The sequence below is a fragment of the Vibrio pelagius genome, assembly GCF_024347575.1.
GTDB lineage: Bacteria > Pseudomonadota > Gammaproteobacteria > Enterobacterales > Vibrionaceae > Vibrio > Vibrio pelagius.
Genome location: NZ_AP025504.1, coordinates 1,182,505 through 1,196,377, shown reverse-complemented (window position 1 = coordinate 1,196,377; position 13,873 = coordinate 1,182,505). Strand labels below are relative to the sequence as shown.

The following is a 13,873-nucleotide window of genomic DNA, read 5'->3' as shown; positions in this document are numbered from 1 at the left end:
CGCTTCTGTTTTTCCTTCTAGCGTTGATTTAAGGAAGCACTATGATCACTCCAATAGCAGTTAGGCTAACCCGAGGCCAAGACCTCAAACTGTCGATTCAAGAGTTGGTTAACCAGCACCAAGTATCGGCAGGTACCATCGCATCTTGTGTCGGTTGTGTTTCAACCATAAACCTTCGACTCGCTAACGCTGACCAAACTCTACAAATTGACGCGCCATTTGAGATAGTTTCGGTAATGGGAACTCTAACGCCCAACCACCAGCACATTCATATCTCAGTAGCAGACGAGCAAGGAAAGGTCATCGGCGGGCACCTGCTAGAAGGCACACTTATCGCTACCACGGCTGAACTTGTCTTACACATATACCCAGAACTCGCATTTACCCGTGAACATGATGAGTCGACCGGTTATACCGAACTTGTCATTAAATAAAATCGTTACTAAACCATTTTCATCAGGAACCATTATGCCGTCTTCTTCTGCCCAGGGTATTACCAACCCTGATTTCGATTTAATGCAGAAGATCTCAAAAACCAGCAAAACCGCTGTATCAAAACTATTGGCAAACCAAGTGAGCTAGACCTTCATTCATGCTTTTTGACTATTCAGTCACGGGCACCAAACTACTTCTGTAAGTCGATTAGAGTGGACTTCAATGTACTCAGTTCATCCATAAAATATTGCCATTGAGTGTCGTTACTTGATTGTGCAATGAGCATTAAATACTTCGCTGAAATGGCGCTATTCTTCTTCAATTTTTCAGGTAATGTGTCCGGGTAATAAGATTCATTGTTCAGCAGCAATTGCATGATTGTCACCTGAACAAATGGTAAATCGACTTTTTTCTCGACGAGTTCTGATAGTGCTTGATAAGTATTCTTCTGATATTGGTGCCAATCAGGATTTGTATTTACCCACTCGTTAGCCCAATTTTTAATGATGGTATCTTGCTCTGAGTTTATATCTCCGAGCCAACGCTCCATCCTCTTTCTTAATCGTTCGGAATAAAACTCGCGAGCTTCTTTATCATCCAAGGATAAACGCTCATCATAATATTCCTGTTGCTTCGCTTTAAAGTTTTTCAAAAACTCTTGGTCTTGTTCCGGTGACAGCTGCAAGCTTAGTGCATACAGGTCTGGCGAAAACTCAGTCACGATAGTTCGAATATGCGTTCTAATTTCGTTGCCTTGTTGTTGAATAAAATCAGCGGTGATTGATTGCCGTTTTTGTTGCTGAATATTATTGAGTTGCTGAATATACAAAGGAAGCTGAGTAGACTTGTGCCACTGCTGTAGGTCTTGTAAGCGACTCTCTAACTCTGATTCCTGAGCGGAGCTTAAAGGGACAAGGTCTTCAATATACGAGATAATGAACCAATCAATATTGTTGTAGGCAAATTTAGTGGCACACCCAAATGTGGCAAGGCTTGCCAATATAACCGCTAAATATCGATAGACTTTCATACAACCCCTCTGTTCGTAACGTTTACTCACAGACAGTTTAGATTGTTGTGCCCCATTTAGCCTGATTTATAAAGAAATTAAGAGATGTACTTGCCAAGTGCTCTATTTGGGTAAATGCTTAAAATAAAATTAATCGTTGGCAGTGATGATTTTCGTAATTTATTGACTAATAGATAAGCAATCAAGTGTACAAAAAGGTACGTTATTTGCATAAAATCTCGAAGGTCAGTATTTGGGAGGCAATCTATGGCCGCTATTCCTCATTATTCGAGCGAAATAGAATATGAGCTTTGCTATTTTGAAGATGGAAAAATAACCACAGTAAGGATATTAGCGAACAATCGTCAGGAAGCTATGAATTGGTATCTTGGTGAAGGTAAGCATATCAACGATCTCTATTCAATCCGCCCAGATGAATAGAGCTATGTGGAGAGTCTTAACGGCACTTTGAACCAAAGTGCCGTTAAGGCGTTACAATACTATGGCGTTCGAATTACTTGAGGATTCGAGCTCGGAACTGTCTTCCCTTCATCTTTCCAGATTCAATCTTACGTAACGCTTTCTTTGCTACTGACTTTTCAACTGCAACATAGGCACGCATTGGGAAAAGGTTAATCTTACCGACCGACTTACCTTCGATACCACCTTGACCCGTCAATGCACCCAAGATATCGCCTGCACGTAACTTCGCTTTTTTACCGCCGTCGATCTGAATCGTCACCATGTTTGAGTAGTATGGCTTCGCGACTGGCTTAGCTGGCAGATCAGATGGCTCAATCGGCATATCCATGTACTCGTCGATTTGAGCAACACGATACATCTCTTTCTCACTGAAGAAGCTACAAGCAACACCCTTACTACCTGCACGGCCAGTACGCCCAATACGGTGTACGTGTACTTCAGGGTCGCGTGACAATTCGAAGTTGAACACCGCGTCTAGGTTATCGACATCCAGACCACGAGCTGCGACGTCTGTTGCCACTAAGATCGAGATACTCTTGTTTGAGAATTGAACCAGTGCTTGATCACGTTCACGCTGCTCCATGTCACCATGTAGCTCAATCACACTGAAACCGCGATGTGCTAGTTCATCTGTTACGTTCTGAACTTCTTTCTTAGTGTTACAAAATACAACCGCTGACTCTGGCTGATGATGAAGTAACAATAACTCGACAGCATCGTCACGCGCTTCTGTACCCTCTAATTTATAGAAATGTTGCTGAATGCTTGAATGATCGTGCGTCGACTCGACTTTCACCATCTCAGGGTTATTCATAATACGATCAGCAATAGACTTGATCTGTTTTGGGAACGTCGCACTAAAGAGTAAGGTTTGACGCTGTTTCGGCGCTGCATCAATCACTGCGTCAATTGCATCTTGGAAACCCATTTCTAACATGCGATCAGCTTCATCTAGAACCAAGGTATTCAGCTCAGATAGATCGATACGACCACGCTCAAGGTGATCAAGAATACGACCAGGTGTACCGACAAGAATGTGAGCACCATGCTCCAGAGAGCCAATTTGAGGTCCCATTGGCATACCACCACAAAGCGTCAGTACTTTGATGTTATGGATACCACGAGCCAGTGTGCGAATCTCTTTCGCCACTTGATCAGCCAATTCACGTGTTGGGCATAGCACCAGTGATTGAACACGGAAACGCTTAACACGAAGGTTTTGTAGCACACCTAAACCAAAGGCGGCGGTTTTGCCTGAACCCGTTTTACCTTGGCCGATGACATCTTTACCACCAAGAATAGAAGGCAAGCTCAGTGCTTGGATCGGTGTCATTTCGGTATACCCCAACGAATCCAGAGTTTGAATAAGTTCTGGTTTTAGGGCAATTGAAGAGAATTTTGCAGTGGTCACAGGACAATTCCAGCTAATGAAAAACAGAGTGCATTATGAGTGTTTTGAGAAAATATTCCACTCAATAGTAGCCGTTGTTAATTTACTGGCCAATAAAGAGGGTGAACGTACTTAAATTCTAGCACCCTCCCCCTTCCATAAAGCTTATCGCGCTTGTAGATACTAAAAAGTAACGAAAAAGCCAGCTTTAAGCGCTGGCTTAGTATACGACGTCAGTTTCAGTCTATGGCACACCGTGACCTTTCGATGCTACCCAAACTCGATACCACTGTTCTCTTGTCAATTCGATGCTCAACGCATCAATCGCCGTTTGGACACGCTCAATTTTTCCTGAGCCGATAATAGGCAGTGGTTTTGATGGTAGGCGACGAACCCACGCATAAATCACTTGATCGATACTTGCTGCACCAACCTCTTTGCGAATTGATTCCAGTTCACTCCGAACTCGAACTGCTTGCTCGCTCTTACCTGTAAACAGTTCACCACCAGCAAGGCAAGACCAAGCCATTGGACGAACACGGTTCATCTGAAGTTGATCGAGTGTACCGTCATGAGCCACTTCGAAGTTAAGTGGATTGATCTCTACCTGATTGGTCACCAAGTGCTTACCAAGGCGCGATTGCAAAAGCTCAAATTGACGAGGGGTGAAATTAGACACTCCAAAGTGTTTCACTTTACCAATTTTATAAAGCTCGTTGAACGCTTCTGCCACTTCATCGGCATCCATCAGTACATCGGGTCTATGGATAAGAAGGACATCAATTTCATCAACGCCTAGACGCTCCAAAGAGTTGTTCACTGACTGATAAATATGCTGAGCACTGGTGTCGTAGTGGTTGATCTTGCGGTCAGGAGTATGGTCTCCACACAAGTTAATATCGCACTTGGTGACGATCTGAATCTGCTCGCGCACGCTTGGGTCTAAAGCCAGCGCTTCACCGAACAACTTCTCACACTGGTAACCACCATAAATGTCTGCATGGTCAACCGTTGTTATTCCGAGATCGATATGCTGCTTAAGGAAGGTAAGACGCTGCTGTGGAGTCATGCCCCATTCGGCCAAACGCCAATATCCTTGAACCAGTTCAGAAAAGTCTGGACCTTGTGGCGCAATTGTTACTTTTGTAACCATGGGTTATCTCCTATATCAGTAATAACCGTATCCTATGCTTATTTAATTATAGCCTCAAATTAATAAAGACTTTGCCGATATGACCCACTACAAAAATGTGAGCTTGTTACAAAAACATCGTTAGAAAATGATAGAACTGTTTATCGCTTAAGCCTGCTTTTTGTCAGTTCGATGACGATCTCTTGATCTCGATGGCTCATCATCACCACCGCCGATGCATTGCCCGGCCAATACCAAACCATGGATTTGTTGTCTAACATCGAATTCGATGATGGCGCGACGTTAAGGAACGTCACCAATGCGTGATCGACACTATGTGGACTACTTCCTTGCTCATGGGCCAGCTCAAGCTCCTTCAACACATCGAAGGTAACACCGTCGATGGTGGCGGACTTAAGTTGTAAACCATCTTTACGCAAATAGAGTTGCGCCTTGGTATCATTTAGCTGAGTCTTAGGGAAAGAGAGTCTGGTAGAAAAGACCTTTCCTTCCATCAACTCGAGTTCAACGAATACTTTTAGATCATAGTAGTTCGTCTCATCACTGCACAACAAAGTCCCCTCGACTTCACCACAATCAAACAACTCAGCATCGTGCATCAAGCTTGTTGCGTCTGGAGCGCTAGGGTCACTATTAAATACAGTTCGAAACCACCAGGACTCACCAGCCAGTGTTACATGACTATAGAGAAGTGAGATAGAGAGACAAAAAATTGAAATGAGTTTCACGGAGAACTCCTTATCTAAGATTCCCCCAATTATACGTTGCTAAGGGTTAACTATGTACTAAACACAGAGAAGCACAACGCTATTCGTTCGCTCCTTCGGCTTCAGCCAATGCAAACTTAATCTCATCAGAAGAGAAACCTTTACGAGTGAGCATAGCGTATGCCTTGGCTCTCTCTTTATGATCACTCACATCATAGGATTTCTTTTGCAGTTGTTCTAAACAGCTCGAATAGAAATCTAACTGATCCTCATTGCCCAGCCTGTCGACAAGTTCGGTGATGCCACTAGTATCTATTTGACGCTGCTTAAGTTCTTGCTTAATCGCTGTTAGACCTTTGCCTTTACGAGCATACTTCAACACCTCCTTTTCCAAATCCGCCTTTTCCGCCTTTATCTGAATGTTGGTTTTCAGGTTCGAGCTATTCGGGTGTTGGTCGATGGCGATCTTAACTTGTTGATAGCTAAATCCACGCTTTTGCAAAGTCGATACTAGCTTCTCACGGCTCATGTTGAAGTCACTGTAGTAATTGTTGATTCGATCATTGAGTAGCGATTGTTCGTCAATATTCTTGTCACTCTTAACCTTATTGATCGCATCGTAAATATCGGAGTCTTTCAGTCCTTTCTTCTTTAGCTTTTCAACAATGTAGGCTGAGCCGAATTCACCGAAAAACGACTGCTCAACAAACTGCTGAGCGAAGTCTTGATTTGATTTCAGATACCCAAAGTCACGCAGCCTTTGAAGCACTTCGTCGATCCACTCTTGATTATCCGTTTTAACCTTCAACTTTGAGACGAGCTCATGCTCTGTCATGTCTCGCTGAGTAAGATGCCACATCGCAGAGTTCATGACACTCTCAATGCGTGTCGCTTTTCTGATTCGAGGTTTTTGCTCTGAATTGTCCATGTCGCCGTTCTTTACTGATTCAATCTACGGCTATCATACCGAAGTTTTTGGCCTAACAGTCATTTATCGTCTGGCACTCACAATCAAAAAAATAGACGCCAACTTGGGCGCCTATGGTGATTTTCATTTTCAACCGCTCGATCTAGCTCTGCTCATGATTATAAATATGCACATCGCGTTGAGGGAATGGAATGGTAATGCCTTCCTCATCGAATCGTTTCTTGACAGTTTCTGTCACATCCCAGTACACATCCCAGTAGTCGTCGGTTTTTACCCAAGGTCTAACTACAAAATCCACTGATGAGGTGTTGAGTGTATGCAATTTGATCATATGCTCTGGTTTTTTCAGTACTTTAGGGTGATTGATGATGATGTCATTCAACACCGATTTCGCTTTATCGATATCATCGGAATAGCCAATCCCGAAGACCATATCAACACGACGCACACGCTCTGCTGTGATGTTATTGATCACATCACCCCAAATTTTATTATTCGGAATCACTAAGCGCTGATTATCAATGGTCTGAACTGTGGTCGACACTAGGCTCATGTCTTTTACTGTGCCTTGCACTCCGGCCACTTTCACCATATCGCCGACGTCATAAGGGCGATAGATAAGAATCATCAACCCAGAAGCGAAGTTAGAGAGTGTGTCTTGCAATGCAAAGCCGATAATCACACCTGCAACACCAAAACCGGTTAACAAGGGGGCGAGTTCGATACCAATTTGCGATAGCGCAATCAGCAAGCCAATGAAGACAACCGCTTTAGACGCGATTGAGACAAAGAAATCTTGCATCAAGACACTGAAGTCCATCTTCGAGTGAGAGATGCTCTTTCTCACTGTTTTTCTAGCTAACTTGGCAAGTAAACTCGTCGCGTAAAGAATCCCCAAGAACAGCGCAAGCTTCACCACAAACGATGGAGTATTCTCAAACGCCCATGAACCAAAGTTTCTTAACCAACCTTCTAGCAATTCACGAGCAACACTCCATTCCAACACATCCGCGTTAATATCGCCGGTCGTTGCTAATAGTACTCGTTTGAACGACGTAACATCGACCCCATAAGGTTCCATGAGCGAGATGGTTTCTTCGAGACTCGCCACCATCACACTAGTCCGCTCACTAAATCGCTCTAGCTCGCTATTGATAGTTGTCTTCTCGTCCGCACTAACGAATCCAAGACGTTTTTCCAAATCTTGGCGTTGCGTATCCGTGTACAAAATAGCATTGGTTAGATATTCAGACCGAACAATGAGCGCGTTTTTCAACTTCTCTTTCGACGCCGTTACATCAATTCCACGCTCGCTCGACCAAGTCAGTGTTTTGGCGAGTTGACGATAGTAGTCATCCATCATTCCGATACGCTTCTGAACGACTAACTCTATACTCTTTTTCTCCTCGCCCTCTGTGGTTCGATTCTGCTTACTCAAAGTTACGATCTTGGCTTCATTCATTTCGAGCAGTTGCTCCAGCATCGCCACTTGCTGCCCAAGAACCTTGTCCACCAACTCTTTGTTATCCGAAGACAACTGACTAAAAAGTTCATCACGTAATGCCTGGTTCTTGCGTCTCAATATATCTTCTAAAAACGGCTTCTCTGCCTCATGAGCAGACTGCAGTTCCGTTAACTCCACCATTAACTGGTCTTGAGTTTCTGATATTTTCTCGATGCTTTCTGCAAAACTCACAGACGTTACCAGAGCCAGCACCAACAATAGATATCGCCAAAAATTTATCATCCTTAACCTCTAATAAAGATCGAAAACCACTTTTAAGAGTAGTGAAAAGAACATAGATAACAATTATTTAAATGGAATTAATTCAAATATCATTCAGAATTACTAGAGAGTTCAATAATTTGAGAGTTTCAATCTAAGCAGATGATCTGTAGAGTAGCGCCCAGCAAAAAAACGTGACTCTGTGACAAGCTATAATAGAAGTCGCTAAACAGTAAAATAACGAGTAATGAAGATGAACAACGAACTTGAAATTATTGATTCTTTGGAAGAGCTAGAGAAGTTTCTAATCGACGTAGAATCTGGCGGTCTGGGCCTAGAAGGTGTTGAAGGCGTAGGTATGGCAACTAACAACTCTGACGGTCGTCACTTTGTTGCCGCGTTCAACAGCAGCCACCAAGTTCTGTTTGCTCGCTGGATCACTGATGATGTCTACGAAACGGGCAAAGATTTAGTGCGCAACGGACCACGCCGAGCTCACTAAATTAAACGTTTAGAGCCAGCCTAAGGGTTGGCTTTTCTATACCCCCCCCCTCGATAAACTCTCTCTTCATTTAACTTGTTACATTTGTTCTTCGCACTAAACACGATTATGACTTGTCGAGTGATCATTTATTCACTACCCTTGTTCACTCAATTTTATAATGTGCAGGACTCTCCACTGTCTGTTTTACCTAACTATCATCAAACCCAGCAGCGCTCTCTTTGGGCTTTAATGCTAACCGGGTTAGTCATCATGACTTGCTTGGCGTTTGGTCTATCTCAAGGTAAATCATTCTCGAAGCCTGTACTTTCAATGGCTAATTCAGCTCAAGCTCCATCATCTGTTGAACCTACCTCAGAGATGCAGTCGCTGTTCAACAATGTATTTGGACCTGAGGCTTCTCAGCCTTTAACTTCTCCCGATAAGAGCAGTTGTAGTCAATCCAAAAGCCTACCTTCTTTTTCAGCGCCACTGACTGGCTGGGTTCTGCCCCTCACTTTCTTACTTGTTATTGCACTCGTTAGTGCGCCAAGATCATCTCGAATCCCAGCGAATCATGATCGAACTGCAAGAACAGTTAAAAACCGTATTCATTTAGAGCACTGTATATTTAGAGAGTAGATAGAGGGCCTCTCACCCTTTTTATTTACTTTTTGGAGATACATTTGTGTACAACACACGAACCCATAGCGTTGCTGCACGTTTAGCAACCCTCACTCGTACATGCGTAAAATTTCTGACTACGTTGTTAGTACTGCTGCCTATGCTGGCTTCTGCTCAAAGCACAGGCTGGATAAGTGCACCTGAGCATCCACCCGTAAAAATGCGGATGATGTCGACAGGTGAACAATCTAATGACGGCAAAATCATTCAAACCGTCCTCGATGTCGAGCTGTCTGGAGACTGGAAAACCTATTGGCGTAGCCCTGGTGAGGGTGGTATTCCGCCAAGTTGGGACTGGTCAGAGTCCAGCAATATTGAGTCTGTCGAATGGCATTGGCCGATTCCGAAATATTACGAACAATTAGGCGTGATGACGCTCGGGTATAAAAAGCACGCCAGCTTCCCTGTCACACTAACACTAAAAGATCCGAATCTACCTGCGCTGTTTCGTGCCAACCTGACGTTCCCATCGTGCACGACCATTTGTGTACTTCACGACTATGCGATCGAGTTGCCAATAGATGGTCAATCACTAGCACTTGATGAGCAAGCCATGTTCTTGTTTAACCAAGGCATGAGTCGCTCACCTAAATCTGCTTATCACGTATCTAACGAACAACTTTTCTGGGACAAAGCCAATCAGCAGCTAGTTGTTCAACTCGACAACGATCAAGCTTGGGATAAGCCACAAGTCTTGATTGACGGTGAGTCTGTCATTGATGATTTCTTCGCTCAACCTGCTGTGCACATAACAGACAACACTCTAACCGCAGTGTTTGATGTTTCTAACTGGCTAGGCGAAGTCGACCTAACTGAGCGCATAGTTAACGTAACCGTTGCAGATACTAACTTTGCGGAAGAACTGTCTGCTCGCGTGGGAGCTCAGCCGATTGTGTATGAAAATACCATTCAGGGCTTCTGGGTTATGGTCGGCTTTGCGCTGATTGGGGGCTTGATTCTTAATATTATGCCTTGTGTTCTGCCCGTGCTTGGCATGAAGCTCAATAGCATTGTCCAGAACCAAGGTGCGCCTAACAAGCACATCCGACTATCCTTTATCGCATCGGCTTCAGGCGTCATCACATCATTTGCGATTCTCGCCACTGGAATGACGCTACTCAAACTGGGGGGCAATGCCGTTGGTTGGGGTATTCAGTTCCAGAGTGTTTGGTTTATCGCTTTGATGCTGACGATTACATTGTTGTTCTCACTCAATCTACTCGGCTTATTCGAAGTCAGACTGCCATCGCGCATGAACACTTGGATGGCGACCCAAGGGGACAACTCGCATTTCGGTCACTTTGTTCAAGGCATGTTTGCGACCTTGTTAGCGACACCTTGTAGTGCGCCGTTTTTAGGAACTGCCGTCGCTTATGCGCTTGGTGCGAGCTACATTGAGCTGTGGACAATCTTCTTGGCTTTAGGTCTGGGTATGAGTTCCCCATGGCTACTGTTCGCGCTTTTCCCAAGCCTAACCAGACTGCTACCAAAACCGGGCAACTGGATGAATCACGTTAAGCTTCTGTTTGGCTTAATGATGTTCATTACCAGCCTTTGGTTGGCAAGCCTGCTTAAGCCATTTATCGGGCTGTTTGCGACCATTGTGCTCTGCGCGACTATTTTCATCGCTGTATTGATCTGGGTGGGAGTGAAGCTCGGACGCAAAGTAATGGTGCCCTTAATTGCGATCACGACCATACTGTCTGGCGTCGGTTTGATTGCAGGCAGCATGACGGCTGAACACTGGAGAACGCCTATCGTTGACGATCTTCCTTGGCAACCACTTGATGCTAAGCAGATTCCAGCGTTAGTCGCTCAAGGGAAAACCGTGTTTGTTGATGTCACAGCAGAATGGTGTATCACTTGTAAGGCCAATAAAGTCGGCGTGACCTTACAAGACCCTGTCTACTCTCACCTACAGCAACCAGACATGGTATTGATGAAAGGTGACTGGACCACACCAAGTGAAAGCGTGACAGGATACTTACAAAGCAATGGTCGTTACGGCGTTCCATTCAATATTGTATATGGACCGAAGGTTCCAGCAGGCATACCACTGCCGGTTATTTTAGATGGCGATACCGTGGTTCAAGCGATTAACACTTCGAGGTAATCATCATGACTAAATCAAACCAGTCCGAGCAGGATGATCAAACCGAAAATAAGACGCACAAGAGTCTAGGTCAGCGCATCAAGCGTTGGTCCAAAGAGCTGCTTTCTATCCTATTGATCGTCGGGGTGATTTCAGCGGCAATGGACTTCTATCGCTCACAGTCCATGCCTCAAGGTAACGCTATCCCTATGGTCGGTACTTCGATTCAAGGAGAAGAGATCGACTTGATAGAGTTGAGTAAACAAGGCGAGCCCGTGATCGTCTATTTTTGGGCGACCTGGTGTGGCGCTTGTAAATTTGTCAGTCCGAGTGTCGATTGGTTAGCTAAATCTCACAATGTCGTCTCGGTCTCTCTGTCTTCAGGTCCTGATGAGCGTGTCTCTCGTTACTTGCAAGCTAAGGACTACAGCTTCAATGTGCTCAACGACACCAGCGGGCAAATTGGCCGTGACTGGGCGATCAGTGTTACACCGACCATCGCCATCATAAAAGATGGAGAGATCAAAAGTATTACAACAGGTGTCACTACACCGATAGGTATTTGGCTGCGTGCTGCTTTGGCATAAATCAACCAAACCGATAACAACGCCGCTCTTGCTAAACTGAGGAGTGGCCTCAAAAAAGAGAATCAATAATGAAGAAACAACTACTGGCTGGCATGGTTCTAAGTGCTCTGTTTTCAACGACGGCACTGGCAGCACTTAGCCCTCAGCAAGAGCAACAACTGGAAGAGATCAATACCTTTTTAAAAGATAACCCAGAAACAATTGCGGGCCTGCATACTAGTCTACAACAGTACTTAGCAAGTAAAGAGCAAGCAGAGAAGGCACAAGCAGATAGTCAAGAATGGCTCTACAATAATCCGGCTCACCCGGTTATGGGTAATCCAGAGAGCAAAAACATCATCATCAACTTTACTGACTACAACTGTCCTTACTGTAAGCGATTAGAGAAAGCGCTTGGACAACTGGTAGAAGAGGAGAAAGACCTTAAGGTCATCAACGTTTACGTGTCGTTCAAGCAACAAAAGCTCGACAAGATAGAAACCAACTCTGCGCTCTATGCGATGAACGTTTGGCAACAAAAGCCAGAAACGTACACCGAAGTTCATGACCTGCTTGTGGCAAAGAGCGGCCTGCATACTACCCGCTCTTTAGAAGCAGTAGCGAAACGCACAGGCACTGAAGAGTTGCTGAAGTCGACACCGGATCTTGATTCGGCTCTGGCCTCCAATCATCAGATATTTTCAGCGTTGGGCTTAACGGGTACACCAACAATGATCATTAATGGGCAATTCCTTCCGGGATACATGCCTTATGACAAGCTTAAAGACGTCGTAGACCAAGCGTTTTAAGCAAGCATAAAAATGGAAGCAAATCCCGCTTCCATTTTTCGTCATCTCAATGCAATCAAAGTGGTTTCAAAGTGTCATCATTAGTCCACATAAATTTCACTTACAACGACTAACTTAAAGGGTGTTGAGACAAAGAGCTCAACACACATGCCTACTCTATGGCCACTGTCCTTTAACCGAGCGCTGCTCGGTTTTTTTTCTGCTTGGTGTACGCTTTCTATCTAACAGAGTAAACGAGCAACCAGAGCACCCGGCTCCCTTAGAGCATCAACATTGTAGCTCAATACATGCCCTTTCGAAGGTGATAGGTAGCGGCGGCATTCATTGCCGAACGCATCGTATTGAATCGCTAACAAGTCACCTGCGACAACCTGTTGTAACAGAGAAACTTGAGGCAATACAAAGCCACCAATATCTGCACGAATAGAGACGACGCTGTCACCTGCAACCCAATCGATATCCGGTAAGGCTGCAACGTCACGATTCTCGCTCAACATATCGTAGTAGCTGAGTATGTTGAACACGCCATCTACAGCACGCTGAATCATCTCTGGTTGAGTCACTTTACCCATGCCCACTTCAACAGTGATACTTGGAATGCCACTGCGGTTCCAAACCGTTTCCAAAATACCTGGATCACCCGGGTCGTTCAGAACACAATCCGGTTTCATTAGGCGCGCCATTTCAACACACTGATCAATACGATAGTCAGCAAATACGTACAATGGGTAGACTGCACCGCGGGTTTGAGTGTGAAGATCAACAGCAAACGTCGCATTATGTTTGAGTAGATGCTCCCACAATGACGCAACAAATCGTTCAGCCGCCAAGCCATGTGCGTCACCGGGGAATAAACGATTCAAATTGGCAGGGCACGACCCCGGGTCCGATGACACGAAGTCGCGACTATGATTCAGCAGGCCCGGTAAGTTGACCGTTGGCACGATTGTTACCGTTCCTTTCAACCCCTTCCCTATCAATTCTCGAATAATCTGTTGTGCCGCGAGCACGCCATTCAGTTCGTCGCCATGAATCCCCGCGGTTATCATCAACTTTGGCCCTTCCTGGCTCCCTTTGAAAACAGACACTGGCATGTTTTTAGGCTGACCGAGTCCATCACTGGTCACTTGAAACCAAAACTGATGCTCTCCAACCGGGAGATCATCAACATTAAGAGAGGTAATTACCTGTCTTCCTTGTAACACATCTCCTAAGTACTCTGTTTTCATTCGGTTTCCCCGCTGTTACGCCTAATTAATCCGTTTACTACAGTCTGAATCATAACCTAATCGATCCGCAGAACAACCCTTAATTCTGTGAATGAATTGAGCCATAACAATAAGTTACCTATAGCGTCGATCACCACCTTAGATGCGAATCACACGTCAAAATCCTTGATGAAAAATCGAC

At 44.7% G+C, this 13,873-nt stretch carries 14 protein-coding genes; 7 read left to right on the top strand and 7 right to left on the bottom strand.

Annotation, left to right across the window (positions count from 1 at the left end):
• The first annotated feature begins 41 nt into the window (after positions 1-41).
• Positions 42-434 (top strand): PPC domain-containing DNA-binding protein, encoded by a 393-nt coding sequence (locus vsple_RS19455; RefSeq protein WP_261883489.1) that lies wholly within the window; start codon positions 42-44, stop codon positions 432-434.
• 191 nt (positions 435-625) lie between these two features.
• Here the strand turns inward: vsple_RS19455 and vsple_RS19450 are convergent, their stop codons facing one another.
• The gene (locus tag vsple_RS19450) at positions 626-1,465 is read right to left on the bottom strand and encodes a DUF6279 family lipoprotein (protein ID WP_261883488.1); all 840 of its coding nucleotides are present in this window, start codon (positions 1,463-1,465) and stop codon (positions 626-628) included.
• Positions 1,466-1,711: 246 nt separating this feature from the next.
• Between vsple_RS19450 and vsple_RS19445 the strand changes: the two genes are divergently transcribed.
• Positions 1,712-1,885 carry a hypothetical protein gene (locus tag vsple_RS19445; protein ID WP_032550409.1) on the top strand — a complete coding sequence of 58 codons (174 nt, stop codon included), beginning with the start codon at positions 1,712-1,714 and terminating at the stop codon, positions 1,883-1,885.
• Between the two features lie 73 nt (positions 1,886-1,958).
• On the opposite strand, the gene dbpA is transcribed toward vsple_RS19445, so the two are convergent.
• From dbpA to vsple_RS19420, 5 genes are all read right to left on the bottom strand, one after another.
• The gene (gene dbpA / locus vsple_RS19440; protein ID WP_261883487.1) at positions 1,959-3,338 is read right to left on the bottom strand and encodes an ATP-dependent RNA helicase DbpA; all 1,380 of its coding nucleotides are present in this window, start codon (positions 3,336-3,338) and stop codon (positions 1,959-1,961) included.
• 223 nt (positions 3,339-3,561) lie between these two features.
• Positions 3,562-4,470: an aldo/keto reductase gene (locus vsple_RS19435; protein ID WP_261883486.1), complete on the bottom strand. Its 909-nt coding sequence runs from the start codon at positions 4,468-4,470 to the stop codon at positions 3,562-3,564.
• Positions 4,471-4,610: 140 nt separating this feature from the next.
• Entirely contained in the window at positions 4,611-5,198 is a 588-nt protein-coding gene (locus tag vsple_RS19430; protein WP_261883485.1) for a hypothetical protein, read from the bottom strand.
• Between the two features lie 79 nt (positions 5,199-5,277).
• Positions 5,278-6,105, bottom strand: a complete 828-nt coding sequence (locus vsple_RS19425) for a RecX family transcriptional regulator (protein WP_261883484.1) — start codon at positions 6,103-6,105, stop codon at positions 5,278-5,280.
• Positions 6,106-6,247: 142 nt separating this feature from the next.
• The gene (locus tag vsple_RS19420; RefSeq protein WP_261883483.1) at positions 6,248-7,852 is read right to left on the bottom strand and encodes a mechanosensitive ion channel family protein; all 1,605 of its coding nucleotides are present in this window, start codon (positions 7,850-7,852) and stop codon (positions 6,248-6,250) included.
• A gap of 232 nt (positions 7,853-8,084) precedes the next feature.
• On the opposite strand from vsple_RS19420, the gene vsple_RS19415 reads away from it, so the two are divergent.
• From vsple_RS19415 to vsple_RS19395, 5 genes are all read left to right on the top strand, one after another.
• Positions 8,085-8,333, top strand: a complete 249-nt coding sequence (locus vsple_RS19415) for a hypothetical protein (protein WP_255232068.1) — start codon at positions 8,085-8,087, stop codon at positions 8,331-8,333.
• Between the two features lie 120 nt (positions 8,334-8,453).
• On the top strand, positions 8,454-8,954 hold the full coding sequence (locus vsple_RS19410) for a hypothetical protein (RefSeq protein ID WP_261883482.1): 501 nt from the start codon (positions 8,454-8,456) through the stop codon (positions 8,952-8,954).
• 142 nt (positions 8,955-9,096) lie between these two features.
• The gene (locus vsple_RS19405; protein ID WP_261884022.1) at positions 9,097-11,109 is read left to right on the top strand and encodes a protein-disulfide reductase DsbD family protein; all 2,013 of its coding nucleotides are present in this window, start codon (positions 9,097-9,099) and stop codon (positions 11,107-11,109) included.
• Positions 11,110-11,114: 5 nt separating this feature from the next.
• Complete coding sequence (locus vsple_RS19400) at positions 11,115-11,675, top strand: protein disulfide oxidoreductase (RefSeq protein WP_261883481.1); 561 nt, start codon at positions 11,115-11,117, stop codon at positions 11,673-11,675.
• Between the two features lie 68 nt (positions 11,676-11,743).
• Positions 11,744-12,463 carry a DsbA family protein gene (locus vsple_RS19395; protein ID WP_261883480.1) on the top strand — a complete coding sequence of 240 codons (720 nt, stop codon included), beginning with the start codon at positions 11,744-11,746 and terminating at the stop codon, positions 12,461-12,463.
• Positions 12,464-12,684: 221 nt separating this feature from the next.
• Here vsple_RS19395 and vsple_RS19390 read toward each other — a convergent pair whose 3' ends face one another.
• Complete coding sequence (locus tag vsple_RS19390) at positions 12,685-13,692, bottom strand: succinylglutamate desuccinylase/aspartoacylase family protein (RefSeq protein WP_255232072.1); 1,008 nt, start codon at positions 13,690-13,692, stop codon at positions 12,685-12,687.
• Positions 13,693-13,873: the final 181 nt, after the last annotated feature.